Raw genomic sequence first — 15111 nt, 5'->3', positions numbered from 1 at the left:
GGGGTGGGGTGGGGTGGAATGTCATGACTGCCTGCGCCCGGTCCAGAACCGGGAACAGGCAGCACAGACCAGGCAGACTTCAGAATTTCTCTGCGATGTACTTGAACGGATAGTTCGGATCCCGATAGTTGCCGGGACTTTGGCGCTTGGGCAGCTTCACTTTCGCCCGCCGTACTTCTTCATAAGGAATACTGTTCAGCACATCGCTGATGATGTTCAGTCGCGCCCGTCGCTTGTCATTCGAGTTGGCGACCCGCCACGGGGCGAATTCGGTGTCGGTGGCCTCGAACATATCGTCCCGGGCACGGGAGTAGTCGTACCAGCGGTTATAGGACTTGAGGTCCATGGGCGACAGCTTCCAGATCTTGCGCCCGTCGGTGATACGCTCCTTGAGGCGTCGGGTCTGTTCTTCCTGGCTCACTTCAAGCCAGTATTTGATCAGGATGATTCCCGATTCCACCAGTGCCTGCTCGACGCGCGGCACCACGGTGAGAAAATTGCGCACTTGTTCTTCGCTGCAAAAGCCCATGACCCGCTCCACACCGGCGCGGTTGTACCAGCTGCGATCGAAGATCACCACTTCACCGGCCGCCGGCAGGTGCGGCAGATAACGCTGCACATACATCTGGCTTTTTTCCCGCTCGGTCGGCGCCGGCAACGCCATTACCCGGAACACCCGCGGACTGACCCGTTCGGTGAGCGCCTTGATGGTCCCGCCCTTGCCGGCGCCATCACGGCCCTCGAAGATGATGCAGACCTTGGCGCCCGTGTGCTGCACCCACTCCTGCAACTTGACCATCTCGACATGCAGCTGCGCCAGCTCCTCGAGATACACTTTGTTCTTGAGCTTGCCGCTTTCAACCGGTTTGCTTTTGCTTGCCGCCTTCTTCTTCGCCATGCCCGTTAACTCCTTCAATGCGTCACATAGCGTCCGGAGCGCCCCCGGCCGCGTTCATTCAGCGTCGACTGCGCTGATAATGTTCAACCGCCAGTTCCAGGTTCAGGAACATGCGCGCCTCGCCCAGCGCATGGCCCAGGGGTGCCTTGATGACCATTTCCCATACGCTCGGGCTCATGCCCACCAGCCACAATGAAATGCCTTTTTCCTGCAGTCGCTGTTCCGCCCCGGTGAGCATTTTCAGCGCGGTGTATTCCAGGTCGAACACGCTGCGCAGGTCCAGGACCACGACCTTGGGGTTCGCCACGTCAATCAGCGGCCGGATCTTGTCGGCGATGCGCTCGGCATTGGCGAAGAACACCCGCCCTTCGGGCCTGAGCAACAGCAACCCGTCAAAGTGTTCGTCATCGATGTGCTCGGCGGACTGCGGTCGGTACACATTGGTGCCAGGCTTGCGTCCCAGGACATGCACGGGCGGGTCCGAGACCTGATAGGCCAGGGCCAGCAACGAGACGATGATCGCCACGACGATCCCTTGCAGCGTGCCCAGCAGTATCACGCCGATCATGGCCACCACGGCCCAGGCAAATTCGGTACGGCGAACCGACAGGATCTCGCGAAATTCCGCCGGCTCGATCAGGCCCACCGAATACACGATCACCACGGCAGCGAGCGTGGCGTTGGGCATCAGGCCAATAAGCGGTGCCAGCAGCAGGCACGTGCCCAGTGCCAGTGCGGCGGTGACCAGTGCGGCCAGTTGCGAACGGGCGCCGGCCAGGCGGTTCACCGCCGTCTGGGTGGTCCCGCCACCGGCGACCATGGCCCCGAGAAACGCACCGCCGATGTTGGCAACGCCCGTGGCCAGCAGCTCCCGGTTCGGTTGTGGCGCGGGCTCGTCACTGCGGGCAAACGCGCGCCCCGCCGCGATGGTTTCGGTGAAACTCATCAGCGCGATACCCATCGCCGAGGACCACAGGGTCTCGGCCATCGACCATACCGGCAGGGTCGGCGCGGGCAACCCGATCGGCACCACGCCGACGGCGGACACACCAAAGCGCTCCAGACCAAACAGGCTCATGCCGATGATGCCAAGCGCCACCGCAATCAAAGGCGCTGGCAGTCGTGGTGTAAAACGCTTCATTCCCACCAGCAGCAGGACCATGAACACGCCGACCGCCACGGTCGGCAGCGAGGCATGGCCGACGCTCTGGACCGTGGCCACCAGGTTGTGCAGGAAGCCGCCTTTGTCGATGTGCGTGCCCAACAGTTTGGGCAACTGGTCGAGCACGATGACCACCCCGATGCCGGCCTTGAAACCCACCAGCACCGGCTCGGAAATGAAATTGGCGACGAAACCCAGGCGCAAGAGCCCGGCGACGATCAGGATCGCACCCACCATCAGGGCCAGCGTGGCGGAAGCCGCGAGCAAGGTCGCCGCATCGCCACCGGGGCTGATCTGGCCCAGCGCGGAGCCGGCGAGAATGGCCAGGGTGGTCGTGGTGCTGACGCTAAGCGGGCGCGACGTGCCGAGCACGGCATAGATCACCATCGGCACCAGCACCGTGTACAGCCCGACCTGCACCGGAAGGCCGGCAATAGTGGCGTACGCCAGCGCCTTTGGAATGACCACGGCCGCTGCCGTCAGCCCGGCGACCACATCGCCTCGCAGCCAGTCTGGCCGGTAGCTGCCGAGCCACTCCGGGATCAACAGGCTGCGCAAGGTTCCCCGCTGTGGGGTGCCTGGAATCCGCTCTTGCGGATGGCTGCCTTGTTGATTCATCAGTCACTCCAGTGGCAAATCGTCCCGTGCGGATGATGAGTGGGCTCAACTGACCGCACAATCCGTTAACTGCACGCATAACCATTGCAAACCTTCATCGGCATCGAAGCGCGTGTGCCAGCAAGCAATCCACGCAGACTCGACCAGTTACAAATGTAGCCGGTTTGCACGGCTACGCCGCCACATGGCTGGCGAAGGAGACAGACGCCCCACCATCACCACTAAAAAATGGAAAGCCTTATATGGACGACGTCATGAAAGCAATAAATGAGCTATACCCGCTAATTCCCCCCATTGCAGTTCTTCAACTCAGGAGTTTGGCAATGAAGCTCAGAACCTCACTGGCCGCACTCATGGTTGCGGCAAGCCTTTTCGGCTGCACCACTTCATCGACCCACGGTGTGAACGTCAACCTGGTCGCCACCCGGCAAAACGCCGGCCAGATCGGCACCGTCACCTTGACCGACTGGGACAAGAAAACCGGGCTCAGTTTCTTCATCAGCGGTGCTCCAATGGGGGTTACCCTGCCCCTGCGTCTTTACTCCTTCATCAATAACGGCAGCTGCGAGCAACCCGGGTCAGTCGCCTACGCGATGAACGACACCGTCAACACCGAACGCCAACCCGTACGCGGCTGGTCCTTTACCAGAACCGCGCCTGTGCCCTTGCAAACCCTGGTTGACGGCAAGTATTCGGTGGTCGTGCGAACGGCTTCGACCGATGGCAACGTCGATATCTTTTGCGGGGATATCAAGGCAACAGAGCCGGTGAAATAGCCGCGGCCGATTCAGGTCGGCCCCCGCCCCGGTACCGCTCGTGCCACCGGTTGTCCGGTGCGAGCGGTGGCGTCGGGTGAACGGAAACGGGGCTGGCGGCGGCAACCGGTAACAAACCTGTCATTACTCACTGATAACGTCCAAGCGCTTTCCCGAACCGCATCCGCTCGATCTCCGATCGCCAGCGCCCCGCACCAGGGCTTTGCCCATCCGCTCAAGGTGACACTTCCGGTGTACGCAAGCACGACGCGCAAGCAAATCATCATCAGGTCCAACGACATGAGCTGCGACGACTTTGGCGCGTTGTTCTCGAACCTGTTCGGCAACCTTTATTCCGACTCTGCGCCGCCGCCGAAAAACATCATCATCGGCGGGGTCTACGGCAGGCACGAAGGTGTCAGTTTTCGTCGCATGCACTATCGCGGTGACTTCACGGTGGCTTTTCCCGCCCCCCTTGATGAAATCACCTTCGTCATTCCCACCGCCGGCAAGATCATCTTCAACCACGTCACCGAGTCGGTCGGCTTCGCGCAGATCGGCCTGGCGATCGACAAGGCCGAGGTTCGCTCGGCGCGCTTTGTCGACAACCACGCACAGCACGGGATTTCGATCAGCCGCCGGCTGATCACCGAGCGCTTGTCGACGCTGCTGGGCAAACCTATCCTGCAAAAAGTCTGTTTTGAGCCCGTGGTGGATCTGAGCGTACCAGCCTTGCAGGGCATCAAGGCGCTGGTGGACCTGGCCACCGGAACCGAGTTCGACCTGCTGATCAACACAGGTTCGCTGATGCCTTCGCGCCTTCGCGAAATGCTGGTCGATGCGGTACTGGAAGCCTGGCCGCACAACTTCACCGAAGCTCTTCAGCGCCCTTCCCCACTGATAGCGCCACGGCATGTGAAGCTGGCCGTCGAGTACATCCAGGAGCACCCCGACCACCTGGCCAGCGGCACCGAGCTGGCGCAATTGACCAACGTCAGCCTGCGCGCATTGCAGGAAGGTTTTCAGCGTTTCATGGGCACCTCGATCGTTGCTTATCAGCGCCAGGTCCGCCTGGAGCGCGCCTTTGCCGCGCTGTCCCAAGGGGTGTCGCCGTCGGTGACAGACGTGGCCTTGCAACTTGGCTTCAGCAATGTCGGCCGGTTTTGCCAGTATTTCCAGAGTGCCTACGGCATCAGCCCCGCAGACGTGAGAAAGGGCCTGCGAACGCGGCCGATAGCGACCAATTGAGACATTGTGGGAGCGAGCAAGCTCGCTCCCACAAATTGCCTTAACTGATCGTCAGAACAGATAACTGGCCTTCAGCCCGCCATTGAAGCCGTGGCTGTCGCCGCCACCGCTGGCGCCGACTTCTGCCCCTACGCTCCACGGCCCAAGGTTGGCCATGACGTTGACGCCACCGGTGAACTGGTCACGGTTGTCGAAGGCGGCTTGCTGTTCAATGTCCAGGCCCAGCAGTTGCCCTTCGCTGTCGACTTCATGGTCGCCCAATACATGTTCGTAGCCCACTTGCACACCCGGCACCACTTGCCAGGCACCGAGGCCGACAGGTGCAAAGGATGCGTTGAGGTTGGCCACCGCGCTCTTGCGGGTCTGGTGGATGCCGTCGACGTCCAGGGCCAGTTCGCTGCCTTTTTCCTGGAAGCCCGACAGGTTGACGTGGCTGATCCGCACGCCGAGGCTCGGTTCGAGGGTCACGCCGTTCACCGGCACACGGTAACCCAAGGCCAGGGTCGCACCGGTGAGGTTGCCATGGCTGTCGCCCTTGGCCGTGCCCAGACCGCCGCCGAGTTCGCGCTTGCTCTCGTAATCGAGATAGCCGGCGCTGGCATTGGCATCCACAAATAGGCCGCGCTCCAGACCGTTCGGTGCAAAGCGAGTACCCACGCTGAAGAAGGTCAGGTCGGTATCGGCCTCGCCTCCTGCGCCACCGACATTGCCACTGCTGTAGCCGAAGCCGGCATGGGCGCTGAGCTGTTCGGAAAAGCGCTGGGTCAGGCCAATCATCATGCCCTGGCTATGCTCGTTGCTGCTGGAGGCCTGGGACGAACCGTCGGTGCCCAGATACCCCGCCAGGGCGGTGCTCCACAGGCGATATTGCCCGGCCTTGAGGTCGATGCCGCTGGTGAACGGCGCGCCAGCCTGTTCGATCATCGCGCCCTGACGCAGCAGGTAGCTGGCAGCGTCGGCGTGCACCTGACCGCCGACGGTGGACTCGACGCCCCCGAGGCTGCGGGCATCGATGGCCGACTGCAGGTAGTAGTTGTAGGCACTGTAGGTGCCCGACAGGTTGCTGTTCTGCAGTTGTTGCAACAACTGCGCGCCGGCCGCGGCGTTGCCGGCCAGGTCCGCCGCGCCCGGCAAGCTGTTGTAGAACACCATCTTGCCGCGCAGCACGTAGATGGTTTCCTGGGACAAGCCGAGGCCTTGCTTGAGGTAGTTGTCCATCGTGCCATATTGCGCGGTCACCTGGTCCAGGCCGGCTTGCAGGTAACTGGCCTCCACACCGATCAGCGGCCCATAGATGGTCGCCAGGCTCGGTGGCAACGCCGCCAGGGTCGCCTTGATACGCGCGGCGGTGTAGTCGTTGGTCGCCAGGTAGTTGCTCATGATGGTGGCATCATCGACCCCGGCGATGCTTTGCAGCACAGCGGCAGTCCAGCCCGTGCGGTCCTTGCCGGCCGTGCAATGGAACAGCGCGGCGCCGTCGACCGCGGCCAGTTCATTGAACAGCTGGTTGAACTCACTGCGCATCCCCCCGTTCCGGACGAAATCACGGTTGGTGTCCTGCATCATGGCGGTGGCTTCGGCGGCGCTGTGGAACGCGATGTTGGTGACGTTCGCACCCGACGTGGAACCGCCGATGATGTCGATGTTGGTGTACGTCGCGCCCGTGAGCACCTTGTCGGGCGTGGCGGCGATCTCGCTGGGCGTGCGCAGGTCGTAGACCGCCTTGATGCCCAGGCCGTTGAGGGTCGCCAGATCCGCCGCCGACGGCGTCAGCGCGTTGGAGCGGTAAAACACCCCGCCACGCATGGTGCCGTCATTGGCCGTGGTGTACGCGGTGGTGAGACCGGCGACATCGCGCAAGTTGTCGATGCTCTTCAGGCGTGGGGTGTTGAGGGGGACAGTCTCGGCAGCCTGGGCGGCAGCGATGGACAGGCTCAAAACAGACAGCGAACACACAAGTCGTTGGAACACAGTGCAGCCTCATTGAAATCGCGTTGGGCTGACTAATATCTACATTGAAATGGCGCTGAACATGACAAATCGCCCGCGTACGCAAATCACTGCGCGATGTGTCCAGGTGGCTCGTTTTCTGTCCGTGTAATGCCTGTTGTGCTGGCGGGAAACGAGATGCGCGGTGGTCGCTGATCAATTTCCAAGTATAAAAAAACCCGCCTTGCAGCGGGTTTTTTGCTTTTCAGAAACCGATCTGTCGTCGCGAACTCAATGGGTTTTTTTCGAGGTCGACAGCCCGGCTTTACTCAAGCCTTTGGTGTTGTGCTCACCTGGCGTCGAGGCCGAAATGGCCCTGGCCTTGGAGATGCCGCGAGTATCCTTGGAATGGGCGATGCCTGAGGTCGTGGTGCCATGACCGTTATCATCATTGCGCTCACTACCGTAGTGGTTCCCGCTCAGGCCATGGTCGCGAACGGATTTGCCAGCATGGTCGCTGTCCAGCCCGTTGCCGCGGCCGTTACTGCCGGAGTGGCCTGTGCCGGCGTGTCCGCCACCCATACCACCGCCGTGGCCTGCGCCGTTTCCACCACCGTTTCCGCCGCCGTTCCCACCGCCATTTCCACCGCCGCCACCGCCGCCGTTTCCGCCGCCGCCGCCACCGCCGTCTTTCGCGTATGCGGAACCCATGATCGACAGGCCATCAGGGAGTAACGGGGCGGCTGCAAGCATCATGGCGCATGACATTACAGCAACGAGACTCTTGTTTTTAAAAAGCATGATTGCTTCCGTAGGAGGTTGATATCGCGTGACGTATGACGCGATATCTCCCCAACAGTTCAAGCACCACGACAAACGGCTGGAAGGCTGCCATTCACACGTCAATCAAACGCACCGTCGAGAATTTCATAGACAAGCCCGGTGGCCAGCGCAACCAGGATCAGATCCGTGCCGACTTGCTGCCATTCGTAGCCATCATAGTGGGGTAGCCTGCCGACCAGTCGGCCATCCAGTTTTTTGGCAATGCCGGGTGGAAGTGGCTTGCCTCGGGCAAGGTTCTTTTGAATACCCGGTGGCAAATCAGGCCCGGGGCTCCAGTAGCCCGTATTCACGCCAATGATCTCGAGCACGCTGCCACGGTTGATGCTCGGGCCGTTGCTCCAGTCCCCGCCGCCGCCGGAATTCTTGTTCTTGTTGCCATGACCACCTTGGTTGCCATGGTTGACCTTCCCGTTGCCCTGGCCGTTACCGGGATCGGCCAGCGCCGTCACCGAGCCGCTGATCAGGGTCAAACAGGTGATTGCTGCAATCAATGATCGAGACTTGTACATGAGTCGTTCCTTCGTGGTGGGGAAGATTCTCTGAAATTTAGACGCTATTGACGGTGTTGGTTCCATCGAGTCACCCACCGCCAAACCGTCTACGCTCATCCGATCGAAGCCTTGCAGGCGATTGCCGAAGGATGGGGCTTGTCGAGTATATGCATCTCACTGCGCCTCCTCATCGCCAGGTGAAGCGCAAGTCAGCCTTTCCCTGGAGACATCGCCATGATCCGCCCCTTGCTGAGCGCCCTCACCCTGCTTGCCCTGAGCGTCGCCGCCCACGCCGATGTCACGCCGTTCCCGGCGTCTTTCCACACCCAGGACCTCCCCGTCGACGGCGTCACCATGCACGTGCGCGTCGGCGGCAAGGGGCCGGCGGTGGTGCTGTTGCATGGCTTTGGTGACACCGGCGACATGTGGGCACCGCTGGCGGCCGATCTGGCGCGGGACCACACCGTGGTGGTCCCGGACCTGCGCGGCATGGGCTTGTCATCGATCCCGCAAAGCGGCTACGACAAGAAGACTCAAGCGGCCGACATCCGTGGCGTATTGAACGCGCTGAAGATCGAGCACTCGGTGGTCATCGGCCACGACATCGGCACCATGGTCGCCTTCGCCTATGCCTCGCGCTACCCGGAGCGCACCGATCGTTTGGTGGTGATGGATGCACCGGTGCCGGGCATTCCACCGTGGAACGACATCGTGCGCTCGCCGATGCTGTGGCACTTCGACTTCGGCGGGCCGGACATGGAACGCCTGGTCGCCGGGCGTGAACGCATCTACCTCGACCGCTTCTGGAACGAGTTCGCCGGCAACCCCGCCAAGGTCGACGAAGGCACACGCCAGCACTACGCCAGACTCTACGCCCGCCCCGGCGCCATGCACGCCGCCTTCGCCCAGTTCCGCAGCATTCGCCAGGACACCGTGGACAACGAGGCGTCGATGGGCAAAAAGCTGAGCATGCCGGTGCTGGCGGTCGGGGGTGAGAAATCCTTCGGCGCCAATGAGGCCATCGTGATGCGCAATGCCGCGGACAAGGTCACGGAAGTGGTGATTCCTGGGGCCGGGCATTGGCTGATGGAGGAAGCGCCGACGCAGACGATTGCGGCGATTCGCGGGTTTATCGAGAAGTGACGTCGCGACCTGCGAGCTATTGAGCCGGACGCCCAAAAGCAGTGCAGGCACTCCCCTGTCGTGGCGAGGGAGCTTGCTCCCGCCGGGCTGCGAAGCGGCCCTTGAGACCCGGCCGGTCCTCACCATTCCCACCCGAAACGCTCCACCAGACCCCGCTGGCCAGTACCAGCGTGGCCGCCACTGCACTCATCACTTCTTCGATGTGAATCCACGCTTGATACGTCGCAGATACTTCAATGCGTGGCGCTGTTTCCCGATTGTTACCTCAGCGCCGCAGTTGTCACTTCTGCGCCGCCGAACTGGCCAATAGAGTATGGCCGTCGGTGTGGAACAGGGTCGTCGACTTGTCGGCCCGCGCTGGCACCGATCCCCCCATCACGGAAGAGGTGAATCATGAGTTTCGTCAAAGTGGAAAAAAACCAGAGCAGCGCCCCGTCGGATGACGACATGAAAAAAGCCATGGTCGAGTCGGGCGGCAAGCCGGGCGAGGTCACCGGGACCAATGCCGCCCGCACCCTGACCTACACCGGCGTGGTCAATCACACGGTGTACGAGAACAAGCTGATCGAGATCGCCAAGGGCAAACGCACCAGCTGGAACTTCGTCTGGGCCGATGCCCGGGCCGCCTGAGGTCAAGGCGGGGCGGCCGATCGGCTGCCCCGCTGACTCAGCCCCTGATACAACCCCGATACCCGCTTGTAACACCAAGACACTTAGCCGCCCTGCCCCTCGCCCCTAGAGTGAAGCCGTCAATGGACGGCAGCGCCAAGCGCCAGCAGCCCATTGTTTGCCCAACACACCACCAAGGAAGAGGGAAACCATGAGCAAATCAATCGCTGTCAGCCAACAGAGCCAGCAGCTTCACAATGATGTGCAAGAAGCCGTCAAGTCGATCATGGGTGCAACGCAACTGAAGGCGGCAGATTACGGCCGGGTACTGAGGTCAGCCCTGGCAGCTTCGCAAAAAACCGTCACCATCGAAATCGCCGCCGGCGACCTGACGCTGCTGAAGAAGTCCGGCTACAAGCTGTGCTTTGCCAAGAAGGTGGGTGACGCCGACTACAACGTGGTCTGGCAGTCCTATGACGCTTACCTGAGTAACAACGAGTTCAGCTGGACGCCTCAATATCAGCTGTTTGCGTCCAACCTGTTCAAGGCAAATGTGCAGGTCAAAGTCTCGACCAACATCGTCAATATCGGCCTGGGGCAAACATCGACACTCGATAAGCACGGTCTGCTGAGTTCGGCGGTTACCGGGGGACCGAACATTTCCATGACCTTTGTAAACGACTACGCCCCCATCCATCCGGGTATCAACCAGCTATCTACCGGCATTGATGGCAATCAGGTCAGCACCCCCATTTACGTTGCGGTGGATCAGGTGGTCACCGGTGAAACCGTGCTGACGCCGGTGGAAACCATCCTCGTGTGGTTCGAACAGAACGTACAGACCAGCACCATGTTCAGTACCTCACGCTCCAAGGCGATCGAAATCGACTTGACGTTCGATAACACCGCAGATCGCCTTTACGAAGGCGGTCAGTGGAAAACCGTGTAACCGTCATGCCGGGGCAACCTTGCGGTTGCCCTTTCACTCATCTTTGCCCGCCGTGGCGAAGTAGCCCGTCAGCGAGCGACAGATCGACTGCGCGAGGTCCTCCTGGGTGGCGATGCCATAGGGTCGATCACGATCGAACTGCGCCGACCAGCGAATCCGCCCCTGCGCCACATCCACCAGGCGCAATGACGCTCGCACCCGCGAAGGCTCGACCCGCACGCTGCCCTCCAGGCAATAGCTGTAACGCCCGCCACGCTTGAAGTCCGGTACCGGCTCGCTGCTGCGTGCCACCCGCATCAACACATGATTGGTCCCGGTCTGCGCCTGCTCGAACGACTCGAACAGTCGGCAGCTCAACTCCTCGCACAAGCCCCGGGTAAAGTCATTGCCATCGCGGGTGAGGCAGGTAAACGGCTGGATCTGGACCACAGGATGGCGAGTGCCGACGCCCTTGGGCCGCAGCCGCTGATAGGTCAAGCGATAACACCCGGGTGGAATGCACAAACGCACCGGGTCCTGCTGGCCGTTGCCGGCGTAATGCGCTGCGAGCTTGCGCCGCAAGCGCCCCACCTGCACTCGCACCACCGGATCGTCGCCCGTGCAATACACTGCCGGGTCACGACGAAACACCGCGATGCCGATGGCGTGTTCGGTCAGCGGCGTTTTGCAAGCCTGAAGGTCGTGCTCGACCAGAAAGCGCAACAGACTGCCCATGCGCCTGGACTTGGCAAACAACGGGCTGACCAGCAACAGCGCCAGCACCCGCTCGATTTCTTCCCGATCGAGCGGCTCGGGAACCCCCGCCGCAGTCGAATCGGCCATGCTTTTGATCACCATCGCCTGCCTCCGTGCAGGTTGCCGACAGGAATGGATGTCGCACTCCGTGATAACCCTTGCAGCGTGAGCAGGAATGGGGCTCGGGCACTGCAACGACCAAGCGTAGCAGCCGTGTTGATATCGGCAGGCAATTGCGATGGTAGCAACCCGCCATCCGACGAACGTTCAATCTTGACGTCTGAAAAATTTTTAGGACTTGCCCCTTTGTGGCGAGGATGCTTGTCGGATCGCCGCACCGTCCCGCTGGGCTGCGAAGCGGTCCCTCTCCCCTGCGACCCATTTCCTCAGACACACCGCAAGGCCCGGTTTTACGGCGGCAGAGCCGCCGAACGGGAGCAAGCTCCCTCGCCACAGAGAGCATTTGGCGTCCTACAGGCCGGTTGCAGCACTGGTAATCGATGCCTAATGTTCGCCCGTCGCTGACTTGAATTGGCGACAGGGTTTCGCAGCCCTATAGGTACGAGTAGCTCTTCTTACAGATACGAGGAAGTTTTACTCATGACGACTAACAACCCACCCCGCCGCTTCACCCCCATGAAACAAATCGCCACCAGCTACCCCGTCCTCCTCATCGACAGCGACGCCCCGCTGCGCGAACTCCACAACTGCGCCGCCGAACGTCTGAACGCTGTCCTCCAGTACCTCAACCTCATGGCCTGCACCAGCCTCCCCGATTACGCCGAAAACGACATCAACACCGTCACCAACATTTCGCGGATTCTGCTTCAGGATGTGCGGGATTTGTTTGGCGTGATTGAACAGCGGGGGTTTGAGGTGTCCAAAGGGTAGTAAGGACTCTCAACCATGAAAACCGCTTCGGCGGTTTTTTCCTACTCAGGCTCGTATTTTCGAAGCGGCTACCGATAGATTTACTGAAGAGACCTAAGCTCGAAAATTAAAATAAAACACACTTCGACCCGGGATCCCGAAAAGTTAATCGTGGCTGGCCGATTTCGGTTAGGAGCGGACCTTCCAATTTGTCTATAGAATCAGGGTCCATTGAGCGGAACACGTTATGAAAACTGATTTCATGCACCTGACCTCAAAGTTTTCTGGGCGGGGATACAGTGACTGAGGAAAGCTGAGGATTGGCGATGAAAATTGAATACCTCGAGATCAAAGGCTTCAAGAGCGCGGCAAACGTTATCCTGAGGGATGTGCCAGCCTTTACAGCTCTAGCCGGCTCCAATGGTGCAGGTAAAAGCAATATCACTGATGCGCTCGCTTTTCTGGGAGCAGTAGTAAAACGTGGGGCTGCACAAGCGATCCGCGACTTTGGAGGGTTCCAGCAGATTCACTGCTTCAAGCACCGAAAGGAAAATCGCACGACAATCTCGTTTGCCATCAGAATCAATCTCAATGGAGAGGTATTCGACTACAACCTGAAAATATCCGGAATAGACCGGGTACCTCAGGTACTTGAAAGTCTAAAAATCAATGGCAATCAGATCATAGATCGCAAGAGCAGTGATGAGACACGGATTACCTTAAGTGATACGCATGGCTTGCAGCTCCTACCTGAGTATGCGCAAGACATGACCGCGCTAATGCTACTCAGCCATTCGCCACTGTATCGAATGCTTACCAATATCCAAGTATTTCGAATCGACCCGCTAGAAGCTAAGGAGCCTGACAGCTCAACAGCAGACGCTACGACGCTAGATAGTCATGGCAGGAACGTCGCAACGATGTTGTCAATTTTGGAGAGAAATGAACGCTTTCGTGATCAGGTTCTGGAATGGATAGAACTGATCGTACCTGGCATGGAAAGCGTGTCCACCGAAAAACAGAGGCTAGATGGCTCTACGGTGATCACGTTCAAGGAAGAAGGAACAAAAGCTCGTTTCCCAGCTCGTTTGATTTCCGATGGGACAATTTATGCGCTCTGCATTATGACTGCGGTGTTCAGTCGGGCAGGGAAATCAGGCATGACAATCATAGAGGAGCCTGAGCGCGGCATTCATCCGAAGGCGATCGGCGAACTGGTACAGCTGATGCGTGAAAATGCTTCGGTAGAGCACCCCATTTTCATAACTACCCATAGCGAATCTGTCGTACGTAACCTCGACCTTGAAGAACTTTGGTTGGTAAATAAAGAGGATGGCAAAACTAAGGTCAAGTGTGCTTTAGAATCGGCAGTAAATAAAAAGGAAATACCACTGGATACAGCGTGGCTGACCAATCTTTTTGATGGGGGTCTGCCATGGTAAAAGTTGGATTCATTGTTGAGGGTGATAGCGAAAAGATCGTTATCGAATCTTCCGACTTCAAAGCTTTTTTGCAGGAAAACGATTTTGAGTTGGTCAATCCCGTAGTCAATGCCAAAGGTGGCGGTAACCTATTGCCGCAAAATATCGATGCCTATCTGGGACGTCTAGATCAGCAAGCGGTAGACATCATCGTTGTGTTGACTGATCTTGAGGACGAAGTCTCTGTTGACTTTGTCAGAGAACGCATCGAAAACGCACGAATAAATAGCATTTTCGTCGCTGTAAAAGCATTAGAGGGGTGGTTCCTAGCTGATTCAGTTGCCATGAACAAATGGCTCGGAATTGACGACTTCAATGAGCAACAGCCCGAGCAGACGCAGAACAAACCATGGGATCGTTTAAAAGAAATATCCAATTCATTGGGTAAACGTGGGCCGGGCAACAAAACTGCATTTGCAAAGAAGATGACGAAACACTTTGGTTTCAGCATTCGCCAAGCAGCCTTGCACCCACAGTGTCCAAGTGCGCTAGAGCTTGTTCGCTATTTTGCTGAGCAGAACCGACCTAGTAATGGTTGATGGAGGAGCTGATCAGGGTTGCCTCGCGTTGTGACTGAGCAATTGTATAGAAAAAGGCCCTGATCATTCAGGGCCTTGTCGTTTCTGGCATATTCAACTTCCCTTTTTCCTTTAGAAGTTCGCCGGCGTATTCGCGCTGATAATCTCCGCCTCATCCGCCCCGATATTGCGAAACCGATGCGGCAAGGTCGTCGGGAAGTAATAGCCATCCCCGGCGTTGAGCACACTCACCTGGCCATCCACGGTCAATTCCACGGTACCCCGTGTCACCAACCCACACTCCTCGCCTTCGGAATGCACGATCGGCTCTTCACCTGAGCTTGCGCCTGGTGCGTATTGCTCGCGCAGCAAGCGCATCTGCCGGCTTGGCACGGACGCGCCGATCAGCAGCAGGCGCAGGCCGTGGCGGCCAAGGTCGGGCTGTTCGTTGGCGCGAAAGACGTACTGGTGCTCGCGAGGTGGCTGATCGAAGGTGAAGAAGTCGGCCAGGGACATGGGGATGCCCTCCAGCAATTTCTTCAGGGAGCTGACGGAAGGACTGACCCGATTCTGTTCGATCAGGGAGATGGTTGCATTGGTGACGCCGCTACGCCGGGCCAGCTCGCGCTGGGACATTTTGTAGCTTTCGCGTACTAATTTGAGTCGTGAGCCCGTGTCCATGACAGCCTTATGTGCCAACCCGTAGGAGCGAGCTTGCTCGCGATTGCGATCTGACCTTCAACATTGATGTCGACTGAACCAACGCTTTCGCGAGCAAGCTCGCTCCTACAGGGATAATGGATGGGTGGAGTACAGGCGCGGATCACGCCGTTTTCCGGTCCCGGAAACGTGAAAGGCGGCT

General features: G+C 59.3%; 15 protein-coding genes. 8 read left to right on the top strand and 7 right to left on the bottom strand.

The window, feature by feature from the left end; translation table 11 throughout:
• Positions 1-79: 79 nt before the first annotated feature.
• Together ppk2 and KGA85_RS30455 are read right to left on the bottom strand one after the other, a co-directional pair.
• Positions 80-898 carry a polyphosphate kinase 2 gene (gene ppk2 / locus KGA85_RS30460; protein WP_046042395.1) on the bottom strand — a complete coding sequence of 273 codons (819 nt, stop codon included), beginning with the start codon at positions 896-898 and terminating at the stop codon, positions 80-82.
• 58 nt (positions 899-956) lie between these two features.
• Positions 957-2678 (bottom strand): SulP family inorganic anion transporter, encoded by a 1722-nt coding sequence (locus tag KGA85_RS30455; protein WP_223456675.1) that lies wholly within the window; start codon positions 2676-2678, stop codon positions 957-959.
• 323 nt (positions 2679-3001) lie between these two features.
• Here KGA85_RS30455 and KGA85_RS30450 point away from each other — a divergent pair, with 323 nt between their 5' ends.
• Both KGA85_RS30450 and KGA85_RS30445 read left to right on the top strand, forming a co-directional pair.
• Entirely contained in the window at positions 3002-3454 is a 453-nt protein-coding gene (locus KGA85_RS30450) for a hypothetical protein (RefSeq protein WP_046042397.1), read from the top strand.
• A 279-nt stretch (positions 3455-3733) separates the two neighbouring features.
• Positions 3734-4681 carry an AraC family transcriptional regulator gene (locus tag KGA85_RS30445; RefSeq protein ID WP_223543624.1) on the top strand — a complete coding sequence of 316 codons (948 nt, stop codon included), beginning with the start codon at positions 3734-3736 and terminating at the stop codon, positions 4679-4681.
• Positions 4682-4732: 51 nt separating this feature from the next.
• Here KGA85_RS30445 and KGA85_RS30440 read toward each other — a convergent pair whose 3' ends face one another.
• The 3 genes from KGA85_RS30440 to KGA85_RS30430 all read right to left on the bottom strand — a co-directional run bounded on the left by KGA85_RS30440 (position 4733) and on the right by KGA85_RS30430 (position 7962).
• Complete coding sequence (locus KGA85_RS30440; protein ID WP_223543623.1) at positions 4733-6652, bottom strand: tyrosine-protein phosphatase; 1920 nt, start codon at positions 6650-6652, stop codon at positions 4733-4735.
• Between the two features lie 249 nt (positions 6653-6901).
• The gene (locus KGA85_RS30435; RefSeq protein ID WP_223456669.1) at positions 6902-7411 is read right to left on the bottom strand and encodes a hypothetical protein; all 510 of its coding nucleotides are present in this window, start codon (positions 7409-7411) and stop codon (positions 6902-6904) included.
• Positions 7412-7512: 101 nt separating this feature from the next.
• Complete coding sequence (locus tag KGA85_RS30430) at positions 7513-7962, bottom strand: anti-virulence regulator CigR family protein (RefSeq protein WP_223456667.1); 450 nt, start codon at positions 7960-7962, stop codon at positions 7513-7515.
• A 216-nt stretch (positions 7963-8178) separates the two neighbouring features.
• On the opposite strand from KGA85_RS30430, the gene KGA85_RS30425 reads away from it, so the two are divergent.
• The 3 genes from KGA85_RS30425 to KGA85_RS30415 all read left to right on the top strand — a co-directional run bounded on the left by KGA85_RS30425 (position 8179) and on the right by KGA85_RS30415 (position 10645).
• On the top strand, positions 8179-9087 hold the full coding sequence (locus KGA85_RS30425; RefSeq protein ID WP_223533513.1) for an alpha/beta fold hydrolase: 909 nt from the start codon (positions 8179-8181) through the stop codon (positions 9085-9087).
• Between the two features lie 393 nt (positions 9088-9480).
• Positions 9481-9717: a hypothetical protein gene (locus KGA85_RS30420; RefSeq protein ID WP_223456664.1), complete on the top strand. Its 237-nt coding sequence runs from the start codon at positions 9481-9483 to the stop codon at positions 9715-9717.
• A 190-nt stretch (positions 9718-9907) separates the two neighbouring features.
• Positions 9908-10645, top strand: a complete 738-nt coding sequence (locus KGA85_RS30415) for a hypothetical protein (RefSeq protein WP_223456662.1) — start codon at positions 9908-9910, stop codon at positions 10643-10645.
• A gap of 33 nt (positions 10646-10678) precedes the next feature.
• On the opposite strand, the gene KGA85_RS30410 is transcribed toward KGA85_RS30415, so the two are convergent.
• Positions 10679-11482: a hypothetical protein gene (locus KGA85_RS30410; protein WP_223543622.1), complete on the bottom strand. Its 804-nt coding sequence runs from the start codon at positions 11480-11482 to the stop codon at positions 10679-10681.
• A gap of 498 nt (positions 11483-11980) precedes the next feature.
• On the opposite strand from KGA85_RS30410, the gene KGA85_RS30405 reads away from it, so the two are divergent.
• From KGA85_RS30405 to KGA85_RS30395, 3 genes are all read left to right on the top strand, one after another.
• A complete protein-coding gene (locus KGA85_RS30405) occupies positions 11981-12271 on the top strand; it encodes a fructose-bisphosphate aldolase (protein WP_223456658.1) in 291 nt (96 codons plus the stop codon).
• Positions 12272-12576: 305 nt separating this feature from the next.
• Complete coding sequence (locus tag KGA85_RS30400; RefSeq protein WP_223533515.1) at positions 12577-13692, top strand: AAA family ATPase; 1116 nt, start codon at positions 12577-12579, stop codon at positions 13690-13692.
• Positions 13686-14270 carry a DUF4276 family protein gene (locus KGA85_RS30395; protein WP_223456655.1) on the top strand — a complete coding sequence of 195 codons (585 nt, stop codon included), beginning with the start codon at positions 13686-13688 and terminating at the stop codon, positions 14268-14270. Before KGA85_RS30400 ends, KGA85_RS30395 begins: the two co-directional genes overlap by 7 nt.
• A 111-nt stretch (positions 14271-14381) precedes the next feature.
• Here the strand turns inward: KGA85_RS30395 and KGA85_RS30390 are convergent, their stop codons facing one another.
• Entirely contained in the window at positions 14382-14930 is a 549-nt protein-coding gene (locus KGA85_RS30390) for a cupin domain-containing protein (protein WP_046042404.1), read from the bottom strand.
• Between the last annotated feature and the right edge of the window lie 181 nt (positions 14931-15111).

This window comes from Pseudomonas sp. GL-B-12 (assembly GCF_019955895.1).
Lineage (GTDB): Bacteria > Pseudomonadota > Gammaproteobacteria > Pseudomonadales > Pseudomonadaceae > Aquipseudomonas.
The sequence above is the reverse complement of the archived record's forward strand: the minus strand, read 5'-3'. Positions and strand labels throughout refer to the sequence as shown.

Coding starts and splice junctions, on each gene's coding strand:
- ppk2 (WP_046042395.1), bottom strand. CDS start 898: ATGGCGAAGAAGAAGGCGGCAAGCAAAAGCAAACCGGTTGAAAGCGGC.
- KGA85_RS30420 (WP_223456664.1), top strand. CDS start 9,481: ATGAGTTTCGTCAAAGTGGAAAAAAACCAGAGCAGCGCCCCGTCGGAT.
- KGA85_RS30405 (WP_223456658.1), top strand. CDS start 11,981: ATGACGACTAACAACCCACCCCGCCGCTTCACCCCCATGAAACAAATC.
- KGA85_RS30410 (WP_223543622.1), bottom strand. CDS start 11,482: ATGGTGATCAAAAGCATGGCCGATTCGACTGCGGCGGGGGTTCCCGAG.
- KGA85_RS30400 (WP_223533515.1), top strand. CDS start 12,577: ATGAAAATTGAATACCTCGAGATCAAAGGCTTCAAGAGCGCGGCAAAC.
- KGA85_RS30395 (WP_223456655.1), top strand. CDS start 13,686: ATGGTAAAAGTTGGATTCATTGTTGAGGGTGATAGCGAAAAGATCGTT.
- KGA85_RS30445 (WP_223543624.1), top strand. CDS start 3,734: ATGAGCTGCGACGACTTTGGCGCGTTGTTCTCGAACCTGTTCGGCAAC.
- KGA85_RS30430 (WP_223456667.1), bottom strand. CDS start 7,962: ATGTACAAGTCTCGATCATTGATTGCAGCAATCACCTGTTTGACCCTG.
- KGA85_RS30450 (WP_046042397.1), top strand. CDS start 3,002: ATGAAGCTCAGAACCTCACTGGCCGCACTCATGGTTGCGGCAAGCCTT.
- KGA85_RS30435 (WP_223456669.1), bottom strand. CDS start 7,411: ATGCTTTTTAAAAACAAGAGTCTCGTTGCTGTAATGTCATGCGCCATG.
- KGA85_RS30425 (WP_223533513.1), top strand. CDS start 8,179: ATGATCCGCCCCTTGCTGAGCGCCCTCACCCTGCTTGCCCTGAGCGTC.
- KGA85_RS30455 (WP_223456675.1), bottom strand. CDS start 2,678: ATGAATCAACAAGGCAGCCATCCGCAAGAGCGGATTCCAGGCACCCCA.
- KGA85_RS30415 (WP_223456662.1), top strand. CDS start 9,908: ATGAGCAAATCAATCGCTGTCAGCCAACAGAGCCAGCAGCTTCACAAT.
- KGA85_RS30390 (WP_046042404.1), bottom strand. CDS start 14,930: ATGGACACGGGCTCACGACTCAAATTAGTACGCGAAAGCTACAAAATG.